The sequence below is a fragment of the Xanthomonas sp. genome (assembly GCF_017163755.1).
In the GTDB taxonomy this organism is placed as follows: domain Bacteria; phylum Pseudomonadota; class Gammaproteobacteria; order Xanthomonadales; family Xanthomonadaceae; genus Xanthomonas_A.
Map to the genome: position 1 here is coordinate 1 of NZ_JAFIWC010000048.1, position 25,229 is coordinate 25,229.

Genomic DNA, 25,229 nt, shown 5'->3' on the forward strand with positions numbered 1-25,229 from the left:
CCGCGCCGGGACTGGCGGCTTGCCGCGCGTTACCGGCGCGAACTTACGCCGGGCCGCCGCTTTCCATGCCTTGCTGGGACGCGACCGCGATGCGGCCCGTCGCCTGCGCGGCGATCACGCCTTGCATGCCGCTGAACCGCTGGCTGCGCTGGACGTATCTGGCGCGGGTAGGTCGGCCGGTGCCCAGTCGCCGCAGCGCCCATGCCGGCGCGCGCGGTTTCGGTTCGGGCGCGGCGGCCGTTATCGGCTTGGGCAGGGGCGGCAGGAGCGGCGGTTTCGCCGGCGCGCGCGGCTGGACCCACATCTGGCCCATGATCCGGTCCAGCCCACGGTCCAGCCCGGTGACCATGCCCGCGCCCGGGGTGAAGGTGAGTTCGCCGAAGTAGATCCGCCCGTCCTGGATGTACCAGTCCACGCGCACGTAGTCGAAGTCCACCGCGAGCACCTTGCTGAGGTCCAGCGCCTTGCGCAGCAGCGCCGGTTGGCACGGCGGCGACTGCCCCGCGTCGCGGATCCGGTGGAACGGCTCGACCAGGTTGTCGACGAAGAAGGTCATCGACAGCGGCGGTTGCAGCCGGTTGTAGATCACCTGCAGGACGTAGCGGAAACCGCCATCGGGCTGTCTGAACATGTGGAACTTGTAGTCCACCGGCGCCTGGACGCCGTCGCCGATGTACTGTTCCACCAGGATGCACGGCGGGATGCCGCGGTAGTGGATCTCGCGCGCCACCTTCGAGTAGTCGGTGCGCAGCCAGCGCGCGCAGTCTTCCAGCAGCGCCTGCTTGCGGCGCAGGTCCGGCTCGTCGAGCAGCACTTCCACCATGCCCGCGCCATGGTTGGGCTTGATGACGGTGTGCTTCCATCGCGGGAGCGTCAGCAGCGTGGCCGGATCGGTGGTCCGGTGCAGCAGCGGGATCAGGTACTGCTCGCCGATGCGCGCGGCCACGTGGTCGCGGACGGCGACCTTGTCGGTCAGCCTGCGATAGGCCTGATGGTCGCCGTGCACCGACTTGCGGTACAGCACCTTCTCGTTGAAGCACGCCGGCGCGCGCAGGTTCGGCAGCCGCCCGAAGGTGTCGAGGAAGTAGAGGTGTTCCTGCCAGCGCCAGGGCAGCCGGGTGACGAGCACGTGAGCGATGCGCCTGAGCTGCCCCAGGCCGGTGGACCGCTTGAGCACGGGTGCCAGCGCCCCGGATTGCGGGGGTTCCGATTCTTCCGTAAATGCGGCCACGTCGCTGTTCACTCACCGACTCCATCACACTAAGGCGATGAAGCATGATATGCGTCACGTGATAAAAGAGAAAAGGTTCCGTTTGTGAAGGGGCCTAATTTGATGAATGGCTCACCGATGTGAAGCCCGTGGGCCGGCTGCCGGCTGCCGGCTGCCGGCGGCAGCGTGAGGAGTGGTCGCCACGCCGGGCTCGCATTTGTCCGACTTTGGGTCGCGGCTGAAGCCGCTCCTACAGGTGGGGGTGGGTGTGGCTTGCTGTCGGCGCGGGTTCCCGGGACTCGGGTGGGCCATTCGAGGGCGGCCGCGGCACGGCGGGCCGCGGTCCTTGGCTGGCGCCTGGCCGCACGTCCCGGACGGCCGCGCGCCGCCGCACGGCTGCCGGGGATGCCCGCCATCCTGGCGGCTATGCTTCGCGGGCGGCTTGGCGACGTGGGGCGCTCACCAACGGGAGGCGGCGATGGCAAGGGTGACCGGCATCGGTGGCGTGTTCCTGAAGGGCAAGGGCGACAGGGCCGCGCTCGCGGCGTGGTACCGGGACCACCTGGGCATGCCGCTGGAAGGCTTCGGCGGCGCGGTGCTCCGCTGGCCGGACGACACGGCCGACGACCGGGGCCTCACGGTGTGGCACGTGGCCGACCGCGACAGCCGCTGGTTCAGCCCGAGCGAGGCGTCGTTCATGATCAACTACCGGGTGGACGACCTGGATGCACTGCTCGCGCAACTGCATGCCGGCGGCGTGGCCGTGGTTGCCGGCCCGGAGACGCACGAGAACGGCAAGTTCGCCTGGGTCATGGACCCGGACGGCAACAAGGTGGAACTCTGGGAACCGAAGCTCTGGGACCCGGAGAACAAGGACGCCTGACGCCTCGCCACGGCTGCGCTTGCAGCCGGGTGGCTTCGCTTTCGGATCGATAGGCCGTAAGCGAAGCCGCAGTTCGCGTCCTGTTCCTCTCAACGGCTCGCGGCGCCGCGCGCTCCGCTCGCGCAAGAGGCCGCCGCGACCCGCCGTGGCCACGACGCAATGCATGCCCCGTGCGGAGCCGGTCGGCGGGCTGCGTGCACTATCATGACCAGCGCAGGGCGGATCAGGGACGTCTTTCCCCGGCTGCGGCCCGTGCCGGCGCCCCGGCGCGCAATCCCTCCATGACCGTATCCATGAGCCAGGTGAGACGGGGCTGCCAGTCCTCGGTGACGTCGATCTGCCAGATGCCCGCGATCGCCAGGAAAAAGTTGTCCGCGCTGATCCCCGGGCGGATGGTGCCGGCCGCCTCGTTCGCATCGAGCAGCATCTGCGCGGCGGCGATCACCGGTGCATAGCCGTCGCTGCCGGCGCAGTCCTTCGCGTTGGCGACCTGGCGGAGCGCGCCCGCCAGGCCCGCCTTGGTTATGGCGTATTCGGCCAGGCGGTTCATCCACTCCCGCAGCGCTCTTTCGGGGGGGAGCGTCTTCAGCAAATGCCCGGCGAACCCGGTGACCTGCAGCATTTCGTGGCGATAGACCTCTATCACCAGCGCCTCCCGGGTCGGGAAGTGCCGGTAGAAGGTGCCCTGCCCGACGCCGGCCTTCCTGGCGATCGTGCTGAGGGGCACATCCGCTGAACGAACCAGTTCCTCGAGCGCCACCGACAAGATGCGCTCCCGGTTCTGCACTGCATCCGACCGCTTCGGCTTTTCCACACCCCACCCTTCGAAAGATTCCGTTGACAAACGGACAACTGTCCGCCACTGTTCGTAAACGGACTTTTGTCCGCTTCGATTCTACCCTCTTCCGCAGTTGGAGACATCCGTGAAGCACAACGGCAATACGATCCTCATCACCGGCGCCACCTCCGGCATCGGCCTCGGGCTGGCGCTGCGGCTGCACCAGGCCGGCAACCGGGTCATCGTCTCGGGACGCAAGAAGGCCCTGCTGGAGCAGATCACCGCCGAGCATCCGGGCATCGAGGCGATCGAACTGGACGTCGCGGACGCCGGCTCCATCGTCCAGGCGAGTGCGCTGGCGGCCGAACGCTATCCCGCCCTCAATGTGCTCATCAACAACGCCGGCATCATGCCGAGCGAGAACGTCTTCAAGCCGGAATCGCTGCAGGCGGCGGAAGAGGCGATCGCCATCAACCTTCTGGGCACCATCCGCATGACCTATGCGTTCTTGCCGCAGCTTGCCAGGAACCACGACAGCGTCCTCATCAACGTCAGTTCCGCACTGGCCTTCGTGCCGTTCCCGGTCGCCATGACCTACAGCGCCACCAAGGCGGCCGTGCACTCGTTCACCGAGGGCTTGCGCGTGCAGCTGGCCGATACTCCGGTGCGCGTCGTCGAGCTGGCGCCGCCTGGCGTGCGCACCAAGCTGTTCGGCCAGGGCAACGACGAGCATGCCATGCCCCTGGACGAGTTCCTCGATGAAGCGCTGGCGCTGCTGCATGCGCAAGACACGCCCAAGGAAATCATCGTGGAACGTGCCAAGTTCCTTCGTTATGCCGAGGCGAACGGCAACTACGACGAGGTCCTGGCGATGCTTTCCGCAGTGGCGGTTTCGGACTAGGGCCGCGCATCCGTGTTTTTTCCGGCACGGCGGCATCGCGTGATGGGCTTCGGTGACTAGGCCTGCTATCGATGCGTCCGTGGACGCGTACCTGGCCGCGCTCGAGCATCCGCTCAAGGACGTGGTGCTCGCGCTGCGGTCGTTCCTGCTGGGCATCGATCCGTCGATCGGCGAAGAGGTGAAGTGGAACGCGCCGAGCTTCCGCACTAGCGGGCATTTCGCCACCCTGCAGCTGCGCAGTCCCACGGCCGTGCAGCTGATCCTGCACCTCGGGGCGAAGAAGCGCGCCTTGCCGCCCGGCGCCATCGCCGACCCGGGCGGATTGCTGACCTGGCTGGGCGCGGACCGGGCGTCGCTGGGTTTTGCGAGCAAGGCGGAACTTGCGGCGAAGCAGGCGGCGTTGCAGGCCATCGTGCGGCAGTGGATCGCCCATGTGGGCGGTACCGCGGAGTAGCGAGGCGTCGCGCTTCGCCAGGTGGGCCGCAGGCCTGCCTCGGGCCGCGAACGGAGTTCTCGCGGCCGGGCACCTATACTCCGGGCATGTCCACCTAGAGGTCCCCACCGCATGAGCGCATCCTCCTCGCCCCCGGTCGCCGGTTCCGCCGCCGCTCCCGGCAGCCTTCGCCGCTCGGTGTCCAACACGCTCAAGGGCTCGGCCGGCAACCTGGTCGAGTGGTTCGACGTCTACGTCTATTCCGTCTTTGCGATCTACTTCGAGTCGCAGTTCTTCTCCAAGGAAGACAAGAACGCCACGATCTTCGTCTGGGCGATCTTCGCCATGACCTTCCTGATGCGGCCGATCGGTGCCTGGTACTTCGGCCGCTTCGCCGACCGCTACGGCCGCCGGCTGGCGCTGACCATCTCGGTGTCGCTGATGGCGGTGTGCTCGTTCGTCATCGCCATCACCCCGACGGTGGCCACCATCGGCATCGCCGCACCGATCATCCTGTTGCTGGCGCGGCTGCTGCAGGGCTTCGCCACCGGCGGCGAGTACGGCACCAGCGCGACCTACATGTCCGAGGCGGCGATCCCGGGCCGGCGCGGCTTCCTGTCCTCGTTCCACTACGTGACGCTGGTCGGCGGCCACGTGCTGGCGCAGGCGACGCTGCTGGTGATGCTGCATTTCTTCGACAAGGGCTGGGTGTCCGAGTGGGGCTGGCGCCTGGCCTTCGGCCTGGGCGGCATCGGTGCGCTGGTGGTGTTCTGGCTGCGCCGCACGATGGACGAGTCGCTGGGCTCGGACTCCATCGCCGAAGCGCGCAAGGGCGGAGCACGCTCGGCCGGCTCGCTGCATGAGCTGTTCGTGCGCCAGTGGCGGCCGCTGCTGCTGTGCTTCCTGGTGACCGCCGGCGGCACCATCGCCTTCTACACCTACTCGGTGACCGGGCCGAAGATGATCCAGACCGCGTTCGCCGGCAACGACGTGATGGCCGGCACCATCATCAACTTGGTGGCGCTGACCGTGCTGATGCTGATGCAGCCGGTCGGCGGCTGGCTGTCGGACATCGTCGGGCGCAAGACCCTGCTGGTGTTCTTCGGCATCGGCGGCGTGCTCTACACCTGGTTCCTGGTGCTGGAGCTGCCGAAGCAGACCGACTGGCTGGCCGCGTTCGCGATCCTGACCGGCGGCTTCGTGATCCTGACCGGCTACACCTCGATCAACGCGGTGGTGAAGGCCGAGCTGTTCCCGACCCACATCCGCGCGCTGGGCGTGGGCCTGGGCTACGCGCTGGCGAACTCGGCCTTCGGCGGCACCGCGCCGCTGCTGTACCAGGCCTCGCTGAAGACCGGGCATGTGACCACGTTCGTCTGGTACGCCACGGCGGTCATCGCGGTGTCGCTGGTGGTGTACATCTTCTTCCTGAGCAACAAGGGCGCGAACTGGCTGGACGACGAGGCGGCGATGCGCGAGCGCAGGCTCAAGCGCACGCCGCCGGCCGCGCGCAGCTGACGCCTCGGGCGCGGGCGTGGCCTGGCCACGCCCGCGCCACCGTCCGATCGCCACCGTCCGATCGCCACCGTCCGATCGCCACCGTCCGATCGCCACCGTCCGATCGCCACCGTCCGATCGCCACCGTCCGATCGCCACGGCCTGATCGCCGTCGTGCGATCGCGGGGCGGGGTGGCGATGGCATGTGCCGGCTTCGCCCGGCGGCGGGCCGGTGCTATCGTTTTGCCATGGGCAAAGTCACCGGCACGATCCGCTTTGAGACGAAGCTGCTGCGGCCGGCGGCGCCGCGCGGCGCGCGCTGGGCGTTCCTGGTGTTGCCGGGCGAGGCGAGCGCGAAGCTGCCCACGCGCAGCATGGTCACCGTGGACGGCACGCTCGCCGGCCACCCGTTCCAGGCCACGCTGGAGCCGGACGGGCAGGGCAGCCATTGGCTCAAGGTCGACGAGGCGCTGCAGCAGGCCGCCGGGGTCGCCGCGGGCGAGACGGTGGCGCTGGAGATGGCGCCGGTGGCGGTGGAGCCGGAGCCGCCAGTGCCGCCCGACCTGCGCGAGGCGCTGGCCGCGCATCCGGCGGCGCGCGCGCAGTGGGACGACATCACCGCGGTGGCGCGGCGCGACTGGATCTTCTGGATCAGTTCGGGCAAGAAGGCCGAGACGCGGGTCAAACGCATCCACACCGCCTGCGACATGCTCGCCTCCGGCAAGCGCCGCGCCTGCTGCTTCGACCGTTCGGGCATCTACAGCAAGGCGCTGGCCGCTCCGGAAGCGGCCGAATAGCGGGGGACCGCGGTGCGTGCATTCACCGCGTCCGATCAGGTGGCCTGGATGCTTGATGCAGGCGGTCAGCGGGCTGGCTGATAGAGCGCAGCCTCGGAAGTTCTCGCCGGACCAAAGCAGGTGCCAGTGCGGCCGAAGCGCTTCTGCATAAGGCTTGCGCACGGCTGGCTGGATGCCCTGTAGGAGCGGCTTCAGCCGCGACCGCATCTGCGCCCACCGCTGCGCTGGTCGCGGTTGAAACCGCTCCTACAGGAGACTTGCGATTGGCTGAGTGCACTGTGGGAGGGGCTTCAGCCCCGACGCGGTGCGGTGTCAGTAGGCCTGTGGCTTCGCTCGTCGCGACTGAAGTCGCTCCCACAGGGAGCTTGCGGATGTCCGCCCGGGTGCCCTGTAGGAGCGGCTTCAGCCGCGACCGCATCTGCACCCCACCGCTGCGCTGGTCGCGGTTGAGACCGGTCCTACGCGAGACTTGCGATTGGCCGGCTGGGTGCACTGTGGGAGGGGCTTCAGCCTCGACGCGGCGCGGCGCCACTAGGCCTGCGGCTTCGCTCGTCGCGCTGAAGTCGCTCCCACAGGGAGCTTGCGATGGCCGGCCGGGTGCCCTGTAGGAGCGGCTTCAGCCGCGACCGCATCGGCGATCGGAACGCTCCCCGCCCGCGCGTGCGGCGACGCCCGGTCGACTCGGGTACCATGCAGCCCCCCTCACGGGCGTTTTCGCTCATGGCCGATTCCAAGAAGACCCCCGACTCCCCCGTCACCCAGGCGCAGGCCGAAGCGGCCGTGCGCACGCTGCTGCGCTGGGCCGGCGAAGATCCCGACCGCGAGGGCCTGCTGGATACGCCGCGGCGCGTGGCCGAGGCCTACGGCGACTGGTTCAGCGGCTACCAGGCCGACCCGCGCGAGTACCTGGAGCGCACCTTCGAGGAGGTGGCCGGCTACGACGAGCTGATCGTGCTGCGCGACATCGAATACGAAAGCCACTGCGAACACCACATGGCGCCGATCATCGGCAAGGTCCATGTCGGCTACCTGCCGCGCGGCAAGGTGGTGGGCATCAGCAAGCTGGCGCGGGTGGTGGAAGCCTACGCGCGCCGCTTCCAGGTGCAGGAGAAGATGACCGCGCAGATCGCGCAGTGCATCCAGGACGTGCTGCAGCCGCTGGGCGTGGGCGTGGTGGTGGAAGGCGCGCACGAGTGCATGACCACCCGCGGCATCCACAAGCGCGGCGTCAGCATGGTCACCTCGAAGATGCTCGGCACCTTCCGCGAGGACGCGCGCACCCGCGCCGAGTTCCTGCGCTTCATCGACGCCGGCGGCAAGCGTTGAGCCAGCGGTATGCTTATGCTGCCCCGCGCTAGAATTGCCGCACCACCGCAACGCACGATCCGTTCCGCGCCCTCGGCATGAAGCACCGCGCCCGCATTGCCCGCTACCGCACGCTGCGCGAACAGGCGCTGTGGAAGTTACTCGCCGCCGATCACGCGCCGGAAGTCATCGGCCTGCTGCAATCGCTGTTGCTGGAGTCCGAGCGTCGGCTGCCGGCGGCGGTGCTGCACGAGCGGCTGCAGCGCATGCTCGACGAACTCAATGCCGACCAGCTTTCGCGCGAACTGCCGCGTACCGCGCAAGCCTATGTCGCGCATTGGCTGGCGCAAGGCTGGCTGGAGCGGCGGCTGCCGGAAGGCGCGCAGCAGGAGGAATACGAACTGTCCACCCAGGCCACGCAGGCGATCCGCTTCGCCGATGGCCTGGAGCACGCGCGCGGCGCCGCCACCGAGAGCCGCCTGGCGCTGGTGATGCAGCAGCTGGCGCAGCTGGCGGCGTTGACCGAAACCAATCCGGATGCGCGGCTGTCGGCGCTGCGCGACGAGCGCGACCGCATCGATGCGGAGATCGCGCGGGTCTCCAAGGGCAAGGTGGCGGCGCTGGATGGCAAGCGCGCGCTGGAACGCGCGCGCCAGGTGATCGCGCTGGCCGACGAGCTGACCGAAGATTTCCGCCGCGTGCGCGACGATTTCGAGCGGCTCAACCGCGAGTTCCGCGAGCGCATCATCGACGACGAGGGCGAGCGCGGCGAAATCCTGGGCAAGCTGTTCGAAGGCGTGGACGTAATCGGCGACAGCGATGCCGGGCGCAGTTTCCAGGCATTCTGGACCTTGCTCAACGATGCCGAGCAGAGCGCGCAGCTCGACGCGGCGCTGGAGACGGTGCTGGCGCGCGGCTTCGCGCGCAAGCTCGACCGGCGCGAGCGCGGCTTCCTGCGCGGCCTGACCGGCACCATGCTCGAGCGCGGCGGCCAGGTGCACGACGTGATGCAGCATTTCGCACGCAGCCTGCGCGGTTTCGTGCAGAGCCGCGGCTATCTGGAGCAGCGCCGGCTCAACCAGCTGCTCAAGCAAGCACAGGCCGAGGGGTTGGCGTTGCGCGACCACATTCCCGCCCAGCGCGGCATCGGCCGGGATCTCAACCTGACCACCAGCCGCCTGCGTTCGCTGGCGCAATGGCGCCTGCACGATCCGCGCCAGCAGCAGGTCGAGGGCGGCATCCAGCGCAACGAGGCGGCGGCGATTTCGCTGGACAGCGTCGGCGACCTGGTGGCGCAGTCGGAAATCGACTTCCGCAGCCTGCGCCGCGATCTGTTCGACTTGCTTGCCGAGCAGCCGCAATTGTCCATCGCCCAGGTGCTGACGCGGCGCGAGGCCAGCCAGGGCCTGGGCAGCGTGATCGGCTATCTGTCGCTGGGCACTCGCCATGGCGTGGTCCACGCCGGGCAGCACGAGATCGCGCAATGGCGCGGCGGCGATGGCCAGTGGCGCCGCGCGCGCATTCCGTTGGTGTGGTTCACCCAGGAGAAACGCCATGAACTGGCATGACCAGGAATTGGATGCCGAGCAGGAACGCCTGCCCGACGCGGCGGACAGCGCGGCGCCCGGCGCCGGCACCAGCCTGTTTCCCGGCGACAGTGGCCGCCTGCCGGCGGAGGCGCGCCGCGCGCTGTGCCAGCTGCTCAGCGGCCCTAGCGTGGACGCGCAGCGCCACAGCAAGCTGTGGCCGGCGCTGCTGCGCAGCGAGGCGTCGATCCGCAGCGCCCTGGCCGACCTGTTCCTGGAATTGGTGCTTGACCGCGAGACCGGCATCGCCTTCATCCGCCAGGCCGACACCGGCGAACTGGAAGCGCCGGTCCTGCTGCGCTCCTCGCCGCTGACCTTCATCGATTCGGTGCTGCTGCTGCACCTGCGCCAGCAACTGGCCGAGGCCGATGCGCGCGGATTGCGTGCGGTGGTGGAGGAGGCGCAGCTGGGCGAGGCGTTGGCGGTGTACGAGAAGAACCTGTCTACTGACCGCGCCGGCTTCCTGCGCCGGGTCGGCAATGCCGTGCAGAAGATGAAGGACAACCACATCCTGACGCGTCTGCGCGGCGAGGACGAGCGATACGAAGTTTCCCCGGCGCTCAAGCTGCTGTTCTCGGCCGAGGACGTGGCCGCGCTGGCGCAAGTGTACCGCCAACTGCGCGAAGGCCCGGGCAGCGGCGAGGACGATGCCGAGCCGGCGCAGGACGCCTAGGGCCTGTTAACGCGATCGGGATAGGCGACGCCGTGCTTGGGCGCGTGCGGGGCAAGGAAGAGCGAGGGAGCTTATGCCTATAAGCGACCGGACCGAGCGATGACGCCGCCCCGTGCGCGCCCAAGCACGGCCCTTCGGGTTGCCATGTCTGGCGCCCAGGCGGCCGCGCGCGGCTTGGACAGGCGGCCAGCCTGCCGCGGCGCCACGCACGGCTGCCTGGACGCCGGACATGACAACGTGGCCCATCCCGATCGCGTTAACAGGCCCTGGCGCCGCAGCGCACGCGTCGGCTTGGTTCCGCGCGTCCCCGTCCCTAGACTGTGCAGATGAAATCCTCCGCTTCCACGCCTGGCTTGTTCTCCGGCGATCTTCCCGATTCGCGCCTCCAGCAGTTCCGCATGCGCCGCCTGCAGGTGCACAACTGGGGCACATTTTCCGGCCTGACCGAGATCCCGATCGCCGCGCGCGGCTTCCTGTTCGTCGGCCGCTCCGGGTCGGGCAAGTCGACTCTGCTCGATGCGATGTCGGCCTTGCTGACCCCGCCGAGCATCGTCGATTTCAACGCCGCCGCACGCGAGGCCGAACGCAGCGGCCGCGACCGCAACCTGGTGTCCTACGTACGCGGCGCCTGGGCCGACCAGCAGGACAGCGAATCGGGCGAGATCGCTACCCAGTACCTGCGCAAGGGCGCGACTTGGACCGCGCTGGTGCTGGAGTACCGCGACGGCGAGGACCGCGTGGTCAGCCTGGTGCGGCTGTTCTGGATCGCCGGCAACGGCACCGCCGCGGCCGACGTGCGCAAGCACTACATGGTGGCCGAGCGCGCGTTCGACATCGCCGCTGACCTGGACGGCTTCGACCTGGACCTGCGCAAGCTCAAGCAGCGCCTGCACGACGTGCACCATTTCGACAGTTTCGCCGGCTATGCCGAACGCTTCCGCCACCAGCTCGGGATCGGTAACGAGATGGCGCTGCGGCTGCTGCACAAGACCCAGTCCGCGAAGAATCTCGGCGATCTCAACGCCTTCCTGCGTGGCTTCATGCTCGAAGAGCCGAAGACCTTCGATGCCGCCGAGCGCCTGGTCGGCGACTTCGCCGAACTCGACGGCGCGCATCAGGCGGTGGTGACCGCGCGCCGCCAGGTCGAAACCCTGCTGCCGGCGCGCGCGCACCATGCCGAGCTGATGGCGGTGCGCCGCCAGCGCAGCGAACTTGACGAACTCAAGCTCGGCATCGACAGCTACCGTGAGCAGCGCCGCCTGGCGTTGCTGGATGCGCGGCTGCAGGAACTGGATACCCAGGACCGCGGCCTGGCCGGCGAGGAGGGGCAACGCCGCGCCGCGCTGGAGAACCATCAGCGGCGCCTGGACGACCTGGAAGCGCAGCGCCGCGCGCAGGGCGGCGAGCGCATCGACGCGTTGGAGCGCGAGCGTGGCCAGCAGGAAGCCGAGCGCGACCGCCGCACTGGCAAGCGCGCCCAGGCCGAGCAGGCTTGCCGCCAGCTGGAGCAGGTGTTGGCCGGTAGCGCGCAGGGCTTCGCCGAACAGGCGGCGCAGGCGCGCGCGGCGCTGGAGGATGCCACGCGCGCGGCAGCCGAACTGGACGAGGCGATCGGCCAACGCATCGCCGGCAAGGCCGAGGACGCCAAGCGTTTCGCCGAGGTGCGCGCCGAGATCGAGGCGCTCAAGCGCAACCCGTCCAATATCCCGGCACCGATGCAGGCGTTGCGCGCGCGCCTGAGCGCCGACACCGGCGTGCCCGAGGCCGCCTTGCCGTTCGTCGGCGAACTGCTGCAGGTACGCGGCGAGCAGTCCGACTGGCGCGGCGCCATCGAGCGCGTGCTGCACGGCTTCGCGCAATCGCTGCTGGTGGACGAGCGCCATTACGCCGAGGTGGCCGATTGGGTCAACCGCACCCATCTGGGCATCCGCCTGGTCTACTACCGGGTGCGCGACAACGAGCACGCCTTGCCCGGGCGCGCACCGGCGGCCGCCTCGCTGCTGCACAAGCTGGAACTGCGCGAGCACGCCTTCGCCGGCTGGCTGCGCCGCGAGCTGGGCAAGCGCTTCGACTACGACTGCGTGGACAGCGCCAAGGCGCTGCGCCATGCCGAGCGCGCGATCACCCGCGAAGGCCAGGTCAAGCATCCGGGCGAGCGCTACGAGAAGGACGACCGCCATGCGGTCAACGATCGACGGCGCTGGTTGCTGGGCTTCGACAACCGCGACAAGCTGGCCTTGTTCGAAGAAGAGGGCCTGGCGCTGGCGCAGCGCATCGCCGCCTGCGACGCCGACGTGGCCGCATTGCGCGCGCGCCGCGAGCGCGATGGCGCGCGGCGCTTGGCCCAGCACACGCTGGCCAACCTGGCCTGGGACGAGATCGACGTGGCCGCGCCGCTGCAGCGCCTGGGCGACATCGCCACGGCGCTGCGCCAGTTGCGCGAGGGCGACGCCAATTTGCGTGCATTGGGCGAGGCGATCGACTTGGCGCGCGGCAACGTCGAACAGGCCGAGCGCACCTATGAGGGCGTGCGCAAGGAGCGCGCGAAGTTGGAGGGCGAGCGCGAACGCTGGGAGAAGCTCAGGATCGGATGTGCCGATGCCGGCGCACGCACGCTCACACCGCTGCAGGAGCGCGGCCTGGGCGAACGTGTGCACGGTCTGGGTGTGCTGAGCCTGGAAAACCTGGACGCGCATTTCCGCGAAATCACCAAGGTGCTGGAGGAGCAGCGCACCGAATCGCTTACCGCGCAGAACCGCATCGAGCAGTTGCTGCTGGAGTGCTTCAAGCGCTACTGCCGTGCCTGGCCCGAAGACAGCGGCGATTTCACCGTCAGCGTGGACAGTGCCGAGGATTTCCTCGCGCGCCTGCAGCGCCTGGAACGCGACGGCCTGCCGCAGCACGAGGCGCGCTTCTTCGAGCTGTTGCAGAGCCAGAGCAAGAACAACCTGCTGGCCTTGCAGCGGCATACCGCCGAGGCGCGCAAGTCCATCGCCCAGCGCCTGGACGAGGTCAACGCCAGCCTGGAGCAGGTGCCGTTCAACCGCGGCACCTTGCTGACCATCGAACTGGGCGACCGCCGCTTGCCGGAAGTGATCGAGTTCCACCAGCGCCTGCGCGACGTACTCGGCCACCACCAGACCGAGCAGCGCGAACTGGCCGAACAACAGTTCGCGGTGTTGCGGGAACTGGTGCGCCGGCTCGGCTCGCAGGACGGCGAGGACAAGCGCTGGCGCGAGCTGGTGCTGGACGTGCGCCTGCACGTGGAGTTCGTCGGCGTCGAGCTCGATGCCGCCACCCGCCAGCAGGTGGAGATCTACCGCAGCGGCGCCGGCAAGTCCGGCGGCCAGCGGCAGAAGCTGGCCACCACCTGCCTGGCCGCGGCGCTGCGCTACCAGCTCGGCGGCGAGGACGGCGAACTGCCGCGTTACTGCGCGGTGGTGCTGGACGAAGCCTTCGACAAGGCCGACAACGAGTTCACCGCGCTGGCGATGAACATCTTCGAGAACTTCGGTTTCCAGATGGTGGTGGCCACGCCGCTGAAATCGGTGATGACGCTGGAGCCGTTCATCGGCGGCGCCTGCTTCGTCGAGATCAGCGGTCGCCACGATTCGGGCGTGCTGCTGATCGAATACGACGAGCAGGCGCGCCGGCTCAAACTGCCCGAGCGCTCGCGTGGCGCGAACGCGGCGGATGCCACCGAGGCAGCACCAGACGAGCCGGAAGCGCCGGAAGCGGAGCAGGCGAAGTCGGCGCCGCAGCGGCTGCGCACGGGTGCCGTGGCGGTCGTGCGCAGCGCTGTTGCTGGCCCTGCGGTTTCCGATGCCGCCGCCATGGCATCCACGCCGCAGCGCACGCTATCCAAGCCCAAGCCCAAGCCGAAGGCCTGACGTGGATGGCGCGCGCTAACGCGATGTTGCTGCCCGATGGCGCGCTGGCTGCGCTGCGCGGGCAATGGCGGCTGCACCGCGGCGCCTGGCTGCTGGGCGAGGCTGCGCCGCAACCGGTCGCGCTGCGCATGCCGACCCAGGCCCAGGCCAGCGCCGAATTCGATGCGTTCGGGGCTTGGCTGCGAGCCTGGCGCGACACGTCGTTGCCAGGACAGGTGGAACCGCGCGAGGTCAAATGGCCGCAACTCGGCCCGCAACGCCTGCCATATGCCTGGCAGGTGAGCGCCGACGAGGCCGCGCTGGCGCTGGGCGAGCAGCCGCGCTGGCAGCGCGCACGCCAGCGCTGCGCCGTTCTCCTGGCGCGTTGGCCGCACGCAGCCGGCCTGGCCGCGCGCCTGCGCAGACAGTTCGACCTGCTCGCCGATGCGCCGGAGCCCGAGTTCCTGCGCCTGCTCGCGGTGGTCGATTGGCTGCACGCACATCCGGACAGCGGCCTGTTCCTGCGCCAGTTGCCGATCGCCGGCATCGACAGCAAATGGATCGAGCCGCACCGCGGAGTCGTCGCCGATTGGCTGGCCGGGCTGCGCGGCATCGCCGCACCGCGCAGCTTCGACAGCCTGTCCGGACTGCGCCGCGCGCCGGACCGGGTACGCCTGCGGCTGCTCGATCCAGACCTGCGCGCGCGGCTCGGCGGGCTGGAGGACGTGCAGGCGCCGATCGCGCAGATCGCCGCGCTGCAGTTGCCGGTGCGGCAGGTGCTGATCGTGGAGAACCGCGAGACCGGCCTGGCCTGCGAGGACCTGCCCGGTACGCTGCTGCTGATGGCGCGCGGTTACGCGGTGGACTACGTGCGCGCCATCGACTGGCTGCAGGCATTGCCGCTGTACTACTGGGGCGACATCGACACCCATGGCCTGGCGATCCTGCATCGCCTGCGCCGGCACGCGCCGCAGACGGTCGCGCTGCTGATGGACGAAGCCACCTTGCGCGATACGCCGTCCGAGCTGTGGGGACACGAGCGCCGCCAGCATCGCGCGCAGCGGCTGGACGCGCTGAGCGCCGCCGAGCAGGCCTTGTACGCAGATCTGCGCAGCGGCCGCTTCGGTCCAGCGCTGCGTCTGGAGCAGGAGCGCATCGCCTGGGACTACGCGTGGCCGCGCATCCGCGCCGCGCTGGCCGGATAGCGCACGCAAGCACTGCGCTCAGCGCAGCAGATCCCAGCCCATCTTGCCGATCAGCACCACCACCAGCACCAGGAACAATTGCCGGATCAGCGGCGTGCCGCCGCGCAGCGCCAGCCGCGTGCCGGCCACCGCGCCGACGACGTTGGCCGCGGCCATCGGCACCGCCACCGCCAGCAGCACCTGTCCGCTGGGCACGAAGAAGCACAGCGCGGCCAGGTTGGTGGCCAGGTTGACCACCTTGGAGGCGGCCGAGGCGCGCAGGAAATCCAGGCCGAAGAAGCGGATGAACAGGAAGATCAGGAAGCTGCCGGTACCGGGCCCGAAGAAGCCGTCGTAGAAGCCGATCGCCGCGCCCATCGCCAGCGCGATGGCCAGTTCGCGGTGGCCGATCTGGCGCGGCCGGTGCAGCGCGCCGAAGTCCTTCTTGACCAACGTATAGGCCAGCATCGCGATCAGCAGGATCAGGATCAGCGGCCGCACCGCCTGTTTCGGCAGCAGGCTGACCGCGGTGGCGCCGAGGAAGGAGAACGCGAACGCCGCCGCCGTGGCGTACAGCACCGGCCGCCACGGGAAGCGCACGTTGCGCGCATAGCGCCAGGCCGACGCGCCGGTGCCGGCCATCGCGCTGAACTTGTTGGTGCCCAGCAGCACCGCCGGCGCCTGCTGCGGCAGCGTCGCGAACAGCCCCGGCAACTGGATCAGGCCGCCGCCGCCCACCGCCGCGTCCACCAGCCCGGCGACGAAGGCGATGCACAGCAGCCACGGCAGTTCGGTCGGGATCAGCTCCAGCAAGGCGGCGCTCCGGGCGAGGGGGGGCGCGCAAGCATAGCCGGGGGCGGACGCGCACGGCAGCGCCGGCGTGCGCCGCGCCGCCGCAGCCGGCACAATCGGCGCATGCCTCCGTCCGCCCCACGCCTCGCCGATCCATGCCCCTGTGGTCGCCCGCGCGAGTACGCGCGGTGCTGCGGGCTCTACCACGCCGGCGCTGCCGCGCCCGATGCCGAAGCGCTGATGCGCTCGCGCTACAGCGCCTACGTGCGCGGCGATGCCGATTACCTGCGCGCCAGCTGGCACGCGTCCACCCGGCCGGCCGAACTGCAACTGGACACGCGCACGACCTGGCTGGGCCTGACCGTGCAACGGGTGCTGGCCACCGGCGCCGACACGGCCGAGGTCGTGTTCCTGGCGCGCTACCGCATCGGCGGCGGCAGCGCCGTGCGCATGACCGAGCACAGCCGCTTCGTCCGCGAGCACGGCCACTGGTACTACCTGGACGCGCTGGACTGACGCGCGGCGCGGCATCAGGTTTGGCGCCGCCGGCCGATGCAGCAGCCGCTTGAACCACGACCCACAACCGGACCGGCCCCTATCGCCGCCGCCCTGCCTGTGGGAGCGACTTCAGTCGCGACGGGCCCTCCCGGTAACGCCCGTCGCGACTGGCGTCGCTCCTGCAAGATGCCAACGCCGCGGCCAGCCGCGCCATGCCAACCCTGGCCGACCAAGCCGCCGCAGCCTCCACCGCGGCCGCGTGAGCAGCGCGCTGCGCACGTTTGTTTATGATGTCCGGCCTGCTGTCGGCGAGGAAGTTCGATGAAGCGTTTCGCCTGGGCCCTGCTGCTGGCCGCGCCCTGCGTCGCCGCGCAGGGCCTGCCCGCGCCGGCCGCGCCCCCCGCAGCGCCCGACCCGGCGTTCGTCGGCTGCCTGTCCACGCTGCGTGACGCCGCGGCCAAGACCGGTGTCGCGGCCAGCGCGTTCGACCGCTTCACCGCCGGCCTGCAGCCGGACCTGAGCGTGCTGCCGCTGCTCGACGCGCAGCCGGAGTTCACCACGCCGATCTGGGACTACCTGGCCGGGCTGGTGGACACGCAGCGCGTCGCCGATGGCCGCGCGATGCTGGCCACGCACCGCGACCTGCTCGCGCGGGTGGCGCAACAGTATGGCGTGGACGCGCAGACCGTGGTCGCGGTGTGGGGCGTGGAGAGCGACTACGGCCGCGTCTCCGGCAAGCGGCCGCTGCTGGTGTCGCTGCTGACGCTGTCGTGCAACGGCCGCCGCCAGCCGTTCTTCCGCGGCGAGCTGTTCGCCCTGCTCAAGCTGCTGCAGGCCGGCGACCTGCAGCCCGACGGCCTGGCCGGCTCGTGGGCCGGCGCCTTCGGCCATACCCAGTTCATGCCCAGCACCTACGCGCGCATCGCCGTCGACGGCGATGGCGACGGCCGCCGCGACCTGGTCGCGAGCATTCCCGACGCGCTGGCCTCCACCGCCAACTACCTGAAGCGGGCCGGCTGGCAGAACGGGCAGCCATGGGGGATGGAGGTGAAGCTGCCGGCCGGGTTCGATCCGGCGCTGGCCGGGCGCACCCAGCGCCGTCCGCTGGCCGACTGGCGCGCGCGCGGCCTGACCGCGACCGACGGCAGCGCGATCGCGCTGCCCGCGCTGGCGGCCGACGCCCCGGCGGCGGTGCTGGTCCCGGCCGGCGTCAACGGCCCGGCGTTCCTGGTGTTCCGCAACTACGACGCGATCTACGCCTACAACGCCGCGGAAAGCTACGCGCTGGCGATCGCGTTGCTGTCCGACCAGCTGCGCGGCAAGCCCGGCCTGGTCGCGGCGTGGCCGACCGACGATCCCGGCCTGGGCCGGCCCGAGCGCCGCGAACTGCAGACGTTGCTGCTGGCGCGCGGCCACGACATCGGTCAGGCCGACGGCATGATCGGCAGCGCCAGCCGCCGCGCGATCCAGGCCGAGCAGCAGCGCCTGGGCCTGCAGCCGGCCGACGGCCGCGCCGGGCAGCGCATCCTCGATGCATTGCGCCGGCAGGCGCAAGGCGGCCCCGCGCCCGCCACGCCGGCGCCGGCATCGCAGCTACCGGCATCGCCATCGCAACCCGCACCCGCGGCGAAACCGGCCTTCGGCGACAAGCCTGCCACGGCCTTTCGCGTGCCGGCGCGCTATCCCGCATTCGTCCAATCCCCCGCGCTACGGAGCAAGATCCCGATGTCCGACATCCCCGGCCTGAGCACAGGCGATTTCCACGGCTATCCGTCGCTGCTGGTGGACACCCCGCACGCCACCGCGGCGATCAGCCTGTTCGGCGGCCAGCTGCTGTCGTTCGTGCCCAAGGGCGGGCAGGACGTGATGTGGCTGTCGCCGACCGCGCAACCGGCGCCGACCCCGATCCGCGGCGGCACCCCGGTGTGCTGGCCGTACTTCGGCCGCCAGGACCAGCGCGAGGACGTGCCCGCTCACGGTTTCGTGCGCACCGTGCCGTGGCAGCTGCTGGATGCGGGCCGCGATGCCGACGGCAGCGTGCGGCTGACCCTGGCGCCGCCGGAGTTCGCCGAACTCGGGCTGCGCCTGCGCATGGAACTGCGCATCGGCGCGACGCTGGAGCAGCGCCTGATCACCGACAACAGCGGCAGCCAACCGGTGCGCTTCACCCAGGCGCTGCACAACTACTTCCGCGTCGCCGACGCGACCCAGGTGCACGTGCAGGGCCTGGACGGACTGGACTACCTGGACAAGTTCGAAGGCTATGCCACCGCGCACCGGCAACACGGCGACTGGAGCCTGCGCGACCCGCGCGATCCCGGGCGCAGCGACCGCATCTACACCGGCGCCGGCGGCCGCTACGCGCTGGTCGACCCCGGCCTGAAGCGCCGCATCGACATCGCCACCGCCGGCAGCCAGACCCTGGTGGCGTGGAATCCCGGCGAAGCCGGCGCGCAGAAGATGGCCGACGTCGGCGCCGGCTGGCGCGACTTCGTCTGCCTGGAGGCGGCCAACGCCGGCCCGGACGTGGTCGAACTGGCACCGGGCGCGCGCCACGTGCTGCAGCAGACCATCGCGGTGGCGCCGCTGTAACGGCACCGGCAGGCCGCGCAGCCGGCCGGTGCGCGGCGCAGGCACGCATCGCCGGCCGGTCCCGTCGCAGGCCATGCTCCGTGCAGGAGGGACTTGAGCCCTGGCACCCGCTCGCGAAGCCGGACCACCGCCACCGCTTCGCGCGTCGCGACTGAAGTCGCTCCCACAAAGGCCTGGATCGCGGCCGACCTGCTGCAGGATGCCGGGGCGAACTCCGACGTAGGAGAAGTTTCAGCCCCGGCACCCGCTTGCGAAGCTGGATCACTGCACACTTCGTGCATCGCCACTGAAGTCGCTCTCAGCAAAGCCCGAATCGTCGCCAGCCTGCTGCACGCTGTCGGACGAACTCCGACGTAAGAAGGCTTCGGTCCCCAGACACCTGGCGCGCGCAGCGGCGCCACCACCACCGTTTGCATCGCGACCGACGTCGCTCCCACCCAAGCCCGCTCGCAGCCGACGGGTCGCAGGCGGTCCGACGAATTCCCCTGTAGGAGGGGCTTCAGCCCCGACCGCACGCCTCCGGGCCCGACCCGGCCGCTCGCCAGCCGGGGCCCACGCCGCGCCGCCGCCGGCCGCCTCCGAAACCCGCCCTGCGCCAGTACACTGCGGCGTCCGTCGGGAGACCTGCCGTGAATTCCTCGCCCCCTGCCGCGCGCCGCGCCGCGCTGGCCTTCATCTTCGTCACCCTGCTGATCGACGTGCTGTCCTTCGGCGTGATCATCCCGGTGCTGCCCGGGCTGGTGCGCCAGTTCACCGGCGGCGACTTCGCCGCGGCGGCCAAGTGGGTCGGCTGGTTCGGCTTCCTGTTCGCGGCGATCCAGTTCGTCTGCTCGCCGATCCAGGGCGCCTTGTCCGACCGGTTCGGGCGGCGCCCGGTGATCCTGCTGTCGTGCCTGGGGCTGGGCGTGGACTTCGTGCTGATGGCGGTGGCCAACAGCCTGCCGCTGCTGTTGATCGCGCGGATCTTCTCCGGCGTGTTCTCGGCCAGCTTCACCACCGCCAACGCCTATATCGCCGACGTCACCCCGCCGGACAAGCGCGCGCAGGCCTACGGCCTGATGGGCGCGGCGTTCGGGCTGGGCTTCGTGGTCGGGCCGCTGATCGGCGGCTGGCTCGGCGAGGTGCACCTGCGCGCGCCGTTCTGGTTCGCCGCGGCGCTGGCGCTGCTCAATTTCCTCTACGGCTGGCTGGTGCTGCCCGAGTCGCTGCCGGCGGACCAGCGCACCGCGCGCTTCGACTGGGCGCACGCCAACCCGTTCGGCGCGCTGCAGCTGTTGCGGCGCTATCCGCAGGTGTTCGGGCTGGCCGCGGTGATCTTCCTGGCCAACCTGGCGCACTACGTCTATCCGAGCATCTTCGTGCTGTTCGCCGAATACCTATACCGCTGGGGGCCGAAGGAGGTCAGCTGGGTGCTGTCGCTGGTCGGGGTGTGCAGCATCGTCGTCAATGCGCTGCTGGTCGGGCGGCTGGTGCGCCGGCTGGGCGAACGCGGGGCGTTGCTGTTCGGGCTCGGCTGCGGCGTGGTCGGCTTCGTGGTCTACGGATTGGCCGGCAGCGGCGCGCTGTTCCTGATCGGCGTGCCGATCAGCGCGCTGTGGGCGGTGGCCGGGCCGGCGGCGCAGGCGATCGTCACCCGCCATGTCGGCGCCGACGCGCAGGGCCGCGTGCAGGGCGCGTTGATGAGCCTGGTCAGCCTGGCCGGCATCGTCGGACCGCTGATGTACGCCTGGGTGTTCGCGCTGTTCATCGGCGCCGACGCGCCGGCGCATCTGCCTGGCGCGCCGTGGCTGCTGGCGGCGCTCCTGCTCGCGGCCGGCTGGCTGGTCGCCTGGCGCCGCGCGCGGTTGCCGGCGACCGCGGCCACGGTCGTCGTCGTGCCGCCGGCGTCGAACTGAGCGGTTCATCTGCCTGCGGGCACCGGGATGCGGCCGGCTGGTCCCGGCTGGCCGGCATTGCTACGCTGTCGGGCCATTGGCCTCGCCGCGGCCGCTCGCGCCGCGCGGAAAAGCTTTCGATTCGATGACGTCGTCCACCGCCGGCTCCGCCGCGCCACCCGTCTCGCGCCTGCTGCGCGAGGCCACCCACGATCAGCACCAGGCCGTCGAGCAGTTGCCGGCGATGCGCCTGCTGGCCCAGGGCCGCGTGTCCGCGGCGCAATACGTGGACGTGCTGCGCCGCCATCACCGCGTGCTGGCGGGCTGGGAGCGGCAGCACGCCGCGTGGCTGGCGACGTTGGCCGATGGGGACTGGCACTACCTGCCGCGCACGCCGTTGCTGGCGCGCGACCTGGCCGCGCTGCGGGCTGCGCCCGCGCCCGCCCAGGCGGCGCCGGACGCGCCCGATCCCGCGCACCGCTGGGGCATGCTGTACGTCATCGAAGGCTCGCGACTGGGCGGGCGGGTGATCGCGCGGCAGCTGCGCGCGGTGCTGGCCGAACTGGCGCCGGCGCTGAGCTATTTCGAACTCGGCCATGCCGACACCGCGTCGTGGCGGCGCTTCCAGCAACGTCTGGAGCGCGCGCTGCCCGGCGCATCGCAGCGCCAGGCGGCGGTCGACGGCGCGCGCGCCATGTTCGCGCACTTCCATACCCATCTTGCCCTGGAGACCGCCGCATGAGCGACCCTGCCGTGCCCCTGGACCTGGACGCCTGCGCCCGCGAACCGATCCACATTCCCGGTTCCATCCAGCCCTATGGCGCGCTGCTGGTGGTGGAGCCGGCCGACGGGCGCATCGTGCAGGCCAGCGTCACCGCGGCGGACCTGCTCGGCGTGCCGATGGCGGCGCTGCTGGGGCAGCGCTACGACGCAGTGCTGCGCATGGACGCCCCCGCGCCCCGCGAGGCCGAACTGCAGCACCGGCAATACGTCGAGGTGACGTTCCCGCAGCGCAGCGCGCCGCCGCCGCGGCGCTGGGTCGGCGCCTGGCACCTGTATCCGCAGCAATGGCTGCTGGAACTGGAACCGCGCGACGCGCCGCTGACCGACGTCAGCCTGCGCGACGCGCTGCCGCTGCTGCGCCGCCTGGAGACCGACACCAGCATCGACGACGCCTGCCAGCGCGCCGCCAAGAACCTGCGCACGCTGATCGGCTACGACCGGGTGATGATCTACCGCTTCGACGACGAGTGGAACGGCGACATCATCGCCGAGGCGCGCAACCCGGAACTGGAGGCGTACCTGGGCCTGCACTATCCGGCCAGCGACATCCCGGCGCAGGCGCGCGCGCTGTACCTGCGCAACCGCGTGCGCCAGATCGCCGATGTCGGCTACACGCCGGCGCCGATCGAGCCGCCGCTGCACCCGCGCCTGGGCGCGCCGGTGGACCTGAGCGACGTCAGCCTGCGCAGCGTCTCGCCGGTGCATCTGGAATACCTGGCCAACATGGGCGTCACCGCCACGCTGGTGTCCTCGATCGTGGTCAACGACGCGCTGTGGGGGCTGATCGCCTGCCATCACTACAGTCCCTATTTCAGCAACCACGAGATGCGCGACGTGGCCGACACGGTGAGCCGCGCGCTGGCCGGGCGCATCGGCGCGCTGACCGCGGTGGCGCGCGCGCGCCTGGAGTCGGTGCTGCTGACCGTGCGCGAGAAGCTGATCACCAACTTCAACGAAGCCGACACGCTGACCGCCGACATGCTCGACGACATGGCCTCGGACCTGCTGGACGTGGTCGATGCCGACGGCGTGGCGGTGTTCCATGGCGGGCAGGTCACCCGCCACGGCACGCTGCCGTCGGTCGCGGAGCTGGAGCGGATCCGCGCGCAGATCGAAGCCAGCCACCACGAGGCGCTGAACCAGGACGCGGTCGGCGCGCTGCATACCGAACAGATCGGCGAGACCTTTCCCGAACTGGCCGACCTGGCGCCGCTGGCCGCCGGTTTCATCTTCGTGCCGTTGATGCCGCAGGCGCGCAGCGCGCTGCTGTGGACGCGCCGCGAGCAGGTGCGCACGGTGCACTGGGCCGGCAACCCGCAGCTGTCCAAGCTGCAGGACATCCCCAACTCGCGCCTGTCCCCGCGCAAGAGCTTCGACCTGTGGCAGGAAACCGTGCGCGGCCGCGCGCGGCCGTGGTCGCCGCTGAGCCTGGAATCGGCGCGCAACCTGCGGGTGCTGATCGAGCTGATGGAGCGCAAGCGCGTCCAGCAGGACTTCGCGCTGCTCGAAGCCTCGCTGTCGCGGCTGCGCGAAGCGGTGGCGATCGTCGAGCGCGGGCGCAGCGACGGCCTGCCCAGCCGGCTGGTGTTCGTCAACGACGCCTTCGCCGCATTGACCGGCTACGAGGTCGCCGACCTGCTCGGGCGCGAACTGGCGCAGGTGTACGACGCCAGCGCGGCGATCGCGGATGTCCAGCGCATCGACGCGTTGCTGCGGCAGGGCCGCGCCGCGTACGGCAGCCTGCCGCTACGGGTCAACGCCGCGGCGCCGATCTACCGCCAGTTCGACTTCGAGCCGCTGCCGCGGCCGTCGGGGACGCCGACCCACTGGCTGTTGCAGTTGCGCGATCCGCGTTGAGCCAATGCGGATCGCCCGCTCAGCGCGTGCGCCGCCACAGCAGCCAGGTGGCGGTGCCGGCCAGCAGTCCCCAGAACGCCGAACCGATGCCGGCCAGGGTCAGCCCGGACGCGGTGACCAGGAAGGTGATCAGCGCCGGTTCGCGGTCGCCTTCCTCCTTCAGCGCCATCGCCAGGCTGTTGCCGATGGTGCCGAACAGCGCGATGCCGGCGATCGCCATCACCAGTTCCTTGGGAAACGCGGCGAACACCGCCGCCACGGTCGCGCCGAACAGCCCGATCAGCACGTAGAACGCGCCGGCGAACACCGAGGCCATGTAGCGGCGCGCCGGATCCTCGTGCGCCTCGCGGCCCATGCAGATCGCCGCAGTGATCGCGGCCAGGTTCAGCCCATAGGCGCCGAACGGCGCCAGCAGCGTGTTGACCACCCCGATCCAGCCGATCGCCGGCGAGACCGGCACCGCATAGCCGGAGGCGCGGATCACCGCGACGCCTGGCAGGTTCTGCGAGGCCATCGTCACCACGAACAGCGGCAGCGCGATGCCGACCACGGCCTGCCAGGACAGCGTGGGCCAGGTGAACAGCGGGCGCGCCCAGGTCAGTTGCGCCGGATCGAAGTGCAGCGCGCCACTGCCGGCGGCGATCGCGATGCCCACCGCCAGCGTGGCGATCACCGCGTAGCGCGGAAATGCGCGGCGCCCGGCCAGGTACACGGCGAACATCGCCAAGGCCATGCCCAGCCGCGTCTGCATCGCCACGAACACGTCCAGGCCGAAGCGCAGCAGCACGCCGGCCAGCATCGCCGAGGCCAGCGACACCGGGATGCGCCGGATCATCCGCTCGAACACGCCGGAGAACCCGGCGGCGGTGCCGAGCAGCGCGGCCAGCACGAAGGCGCCGATGGCGTCGGACAGCGGCAGGCCGCCGCCGCTGCTGATCAGCATGGCCGCGCCCGGCGTGGACCATGCGGTCACCACCGGCATGCGGTAGCGCAGCGACAGGCCGATGCAGGTGACGCCCATGCCCAGGCCGAGCGCCCACATCCACGACGCGATCTCCGCCTGCGACGCGCCCAGCGTGCGCGCCGCCTGGAACACGATCACCGCCGAACTGGCGAAACCCACCAAGACGGTGACGAAGCCGGCGACCAGGGCCGAGAGGGAGGCATCGCGCCAGGGGGAACGGCCGGCGGCATCGGGCATCGCACGAGGATCCTTCGCATGTGGGGCCCCCATTGTCGGCCAATGCGCTGCATCGCTGGGGGCCGGGAGCGGTGCGGTCGCGTCGATGCCGCATGCCGGCTGACTGGCTGCCGGCCGCGGCCCCGCGGCCGGACGGGCTCTCTGCAAAAAAACCGTTGACGAATCGCGCAGGGCCGTTAGACTGCGCGGCCCGCTCGGCAAGCGGCGGCTTTCGGGCCGCGGAAGCGCCAGTGGTACCGGAAACGCCTACTGAGAATCGGGTGTTGACGGCGTGAAAAAATCGGCTAACATGGCCGGCTCGCTTCGACGAAAAGCCTTCGGGCACTTTCTGAAGAAGCAGCGTCAAACCCCTGATAACACAGGGTATTGACGGCAACAGAAAAGCCGCTATGATGGGCGGCTCGGTTCAGCGGAAAGCCTTCGGGTTTTGGGTTGGACTGGCGTCAGGGCCTCGGAAACGAGGTGTTGACGGAAAGAAAAAGTCCGCTATAATGGGCGGCTCGCTACGACGGAAAC

Annotated in this window: 18 protein-coding genes and 1 pseudogene; 15 read left to right on the forward strand and 4 right to left on the reverse strand. The window is 70.4% G+C overall.

All coding sequences use genetic code 11. The annotated features are described in order from the left end of the window. Window positions 1-280 precede the first annotated feature (280 nt). Window positions 281-1,243: pseudogene (locus JR065_RS20710) on the reverse strand (ATP-grasp fold amidoligase family protein); the annotation flags it as partial. 445 nt (window positions 1,244-1,688) lie between these two features. Between JR065_RS20710 and JR065_RS20715 the strand changes: the two are divergent. Continuing rightward, window positions 1,689-2,093, forward strand: coding sequence for a VOC family protein (locus JR065_RS20715; RefSeq protein WP_206236379.1), 405 nt, complete (start codon window positions 1,689-1,691; stop codon window positions 2,091-2,093). A gap of 223 nt (window positions 2,094-2,316) precedes the next feature. Here the strand turns inward: JR065_RS20715 and JR065_RS20720 are convergent, their stop codons facing one another. Next, window positions 2,317-2,907 carry a TetR/AcrR family transcriptional regulator gene (locus JR065_RS20720; RefSeq protein WP_343237311.1) on the reverse strand — a complete coding sequence of 197 codons (591 nt, stop codon included), beginning with the start codon at window positions 2,905-2,907 and terminating at the stop codon, window positions 2,317-2,319. Between the two features lie 109 nt (window positions 2,908-3,016). Here JR065_RS20720 and JR065_RS20725 point away from each other — a divergent pair, with 109 nt between their 5' ends. The 9 genes from JR065_RS20725 (at window position 3,017) to JR065_RS20765 (ending at window position 15,137) form a co-directional block, all read left to right on the forward strand. Next, a complete protein-coding gene (locus tag JR065_RS20725) occupies window positions 3,017-3,772 on the forward strand; it encodes an SDR family oxidoreductase (RefSeq protein ID WP_343237312.1) in 756 nt (251 codons plus the stop codon). A gap of 79 nt (window positions 3,773-3,851) precedes the next feature. Beyond that, window positions 3,852-4,226, forward strand: a complete 375-nt coding sequence (locus JR065_RS20730) for a DUF1801 domain-containing protein (protein ID WP_206236381.1) — start codon at window positions 3,852-3,854, stop codon at window positions 4,224-4,226. 111 nt (window positions 4,227-4,337) lie between these two features. After that, complete coding sequence (locus JR065_RS20735) at window positions 4,338-5,723, forward strand: MFS transporter (protein WP_206236382.1); 1,386 nt, start codon at window positions 4,338-4,340, stop codon at window positions 5,721-5,723. A gap of 227 nt (window positions 5,724-5,950) precedes the next feature. Next, window positions 5,951-6,499, forward strand: a complete 549-nt coding sequence (locus JR065_RS20740) for a YdeI/OmpD-associated family protein (protein WP_206236383.1) — start codon at window positions 5,951-5,953, stop codon at window positions 6,497-6,499. Window positions 6,500-7,219: 720 nt separating this feature from the next. After that, complete coding sequence (gene folE, locus JR065_RS20745) at window positions 7,220-7,825, forward strand: GTP cyclohydrolase I FolE (RefSeq protein WP_206236385.1); 606 nt, start codon at window positions 7,220-7,222, stop codon at window positions 7,823-7,825. A gap of 77 nt (window positions 7,826-7,902) precedes the next feature. Beyond that, on the forward strand, window positions 7,903-9,372 hold the full coding sequence (locus tag JR065_RS20750; RefSeq protein WP_206236386.1) for a DUF3375 domain-containing protein: 1,470 nt from the start codon (window positions 7,903-7,905) through the stop codon (window positions 9,370-9,372). After that, window positions 9,359-10,063, forward strand: a complete 705-nt coding sequence (locus tag JR065_RS20755; RefSeq protein WP_206236387.1) for a DUF4194 domain-containing protein — start codon at window positions 9,359-9,361, stop codon at window positions 10,061-10,063. Before JR065_RS20750 ends, JR065_RS20755 begins: the two co-directional genes overlap by 14 nt. 326 nt (window positions 10,064-10,389) lie before the next feature. After that, the gene (locus JR065_RS20760; protein WP_206236388.1) at window positions 10,390-13,953 is read left to right on the forward strand and encodes an ATP-binding protein; all 3,564 of its coding nucleotides are present in this window, start codon (window positions 10,390-10,392) and stop codon (window positions 13,951-13,953) included. Window positions 13,954-13,958: 5 nt separating this feature from the next. Then, complete coding sequence (locus JR065_RS20765) at window positions 13,959-15,137, forward strand: Wadjet anti-phage system protein JetD domain-containing protein (RefSeq protein ID WP_241093818.1); 1,179 nt, start codon at window positions 13,959-13,961, stop codon at window positions 15,135-15,137. Window positions 15,138-15,155: 18 nt separating this feature from the next. Here the strand turns inward: JR065_RS20765 and JR065_RS20770 are convergent, their stop codons facing one another. After that, complete coding sequence (locus tag JR065_RS20770; RefSeq protein ID WP_206236389.1) at window positions 15,156-15,929, reverse strand: sulfite exporter TauE/SafE family protein; 774 nt, start codon at window positions 15,927-15,929, stop codon at window positions 15,156-15,158. Between the two features lie 102 nt (window positions 15,930-16,031). Between JR065_RS20770 and JR065_RS20775 the strand changes: the two genes are divergently transcribed. The 5 genes from JR065_RS20775 (at window position 16,032) to bphP (ending at window position 23,512) form a co-directional block, all read left to right on the forward strand. Further along, on the forward strand, window positions 16,032-16,424 hold the full coding sequence (locus tag JR065_RS20775) for a YchJ family metal-binding protein (RefSeq protein ID WP_206236391.1): 393 nt from the start codon (window positions 16,032-16,034) through the stop codon (window positions 16,422-16,424). A gap of 303 nt (window positions 16,425-16,727) precedes the next feature. Continuing rightward, window positions 16,728-18,998 carry a lytic murein transglycosylase gene (locus JR065_RS20780; protein WP_206236392.1) on the forward strand — a complete coding sequence of 757 codons (2,271 nt, stop codon included), beginning with the start codon at window positions 16,728-16,730 and terminating at the stop codon, window positions 18,996-18,998. 629 nt (window positions 18,999-19,627) lie between these two features. Beyond that, a complete protein-coding gene (locus JR065_RS20785; RefSeq protein WP_206236393.1) occupies window positions 19,628-20,893 on the forward strand; it encodes an MFS transporter in 1,266 nt (421 codons plus the stop codon). Window positions 20,894-21,017: 124 nt separating this feature from the next. Continuing rightward, window positions 21,018-21,614 (forward strand): biliverdin-producing heme oxygenase, encoded by a 597-nt coding sequence (locus JR065_RS20790; RefSeq protein ID WP_206236395.1) that lies wholly within the window; start codon window positions 21,018-21,020, stop codon window positions 21,612-21,614. Beyond that, entirely contained in the window at window positions 21,611-23,512 is a 1,902-nt protein-coding gene (gene bphP / locus JR065_RS20795) for a bacteriophytochrome BphP (RefSeq protein WP_206236396.1), read from the forward strand. The genes JR065_RS20790 and bphP overlap by 4 nt, the downstream gene beginning before the upstream one ends. 19 nt (window positions 23,513-23,531) lie before the next feature. On the opposite strand, the gene JR065_RS20800 is transcribed toward bphP, so the two are convergent. Further along, window positions 23,532-24,713: a benzoate/H(+) symporter BenE family transporter gene (locus JR065_RS20800; protein ID WP_206236397.1), complete on the reverse strand. Its 1,182-nt coding sequence runs from the start codon at window positions 24,711-24,713 to the stop codon at window positions 23,532-23,534. Between the last annotated feature and the right edge of the window lie 516 nt (window positions 24,714-25,229).

Coding starts and splice junctions, on each gene's coding strand:
- JR065_RS20715 (WP_206236379.1), top strand. CDS start 1,689: ATGGCAAGGGTGACCGGCATCGGTGGCGTGTTCCTGAAGGGCAAGGGC.
- JR065_RS20735 (WP_206236382.1), top strand. CDS start 4,338: ATGAGCGCATCCTCCTCGCCCCCGGTCGCCGGTTCCGCCGCCGCTCCC.
- JR065_RS20740 (WP_206236383.1), top strand. CDS start 5,951: ATGGGCAAAGTCACCGGCACGATCCGCTTTGAGACGAAGCTGCTGCGG.
- folE (WP_206236385.1), top strand. CDS start 7,220: ATGGCCGATTCCAAGAAGACCCCCGACTCCCCCGTCACCCAGGCGCAG.
- JR065_RS20750 (WP_206236386.1), top strand. CDS start 7,903: ATGAAGCACCGCGCCCGCATTGCCCGCTACCGCACGCTGCGCGAACAG.
- JR065_RS20755 (WP_206236387.1), top strand. CDS start 9,359: ATGAACTGGCATGACCAGGAATTGGATGCCGAGCAGGAACGCCTGCCC.
- JR065_RS20760 (WP_206236388.1), top strand. CDS start 10,390: ATGAAATCCTCCGCTTCCACGCCTGGCTTGTTCTCCGGCGATCTTCCC.
- JR065_RS20765 (WP_241093818.1), top strand. CDS start 13,959: ATGGCGCGCGCTAACGCGATGTTGCTGCCCGATGGCGCGCTGGCTGCG.
- JR065_RS20775 (WP_206236391.1), top strand. CDS start 16,032: ATGCCTCCGTCCGCCCCACGCCTCGCCGATCCATGCCCCTGTGGTCGC.
- JR065_RS20780 (WP_206236392.1), top strand. CDS start 16,728: ATGAAGCGTTTCGCCTGGGCCCTGCTGCTGGCCGCGCCCTGCGTCGCC.
- JR065_RS20790 (WP_206236395.1), top strand. CDS start 21,018: ATGACGTCGTCCACCGCCGGCTCCGCCGCGCCACCCGTCTCGCGCCTG.
- bphP (WP_206236396.1), top strand. CDS start 21,611: ATGAGCGACCCTGCCGTGCCCCTGGACCTGGACGCCTGCGCCCGCGAA.
- JR065_RS20800 (WP_206236397.1), bottom strand. CDS start 24,713: ATGCCCGATGCCGCCGGCCGTTCCCCCTGGCGCGATGCCTCCCTCTCG.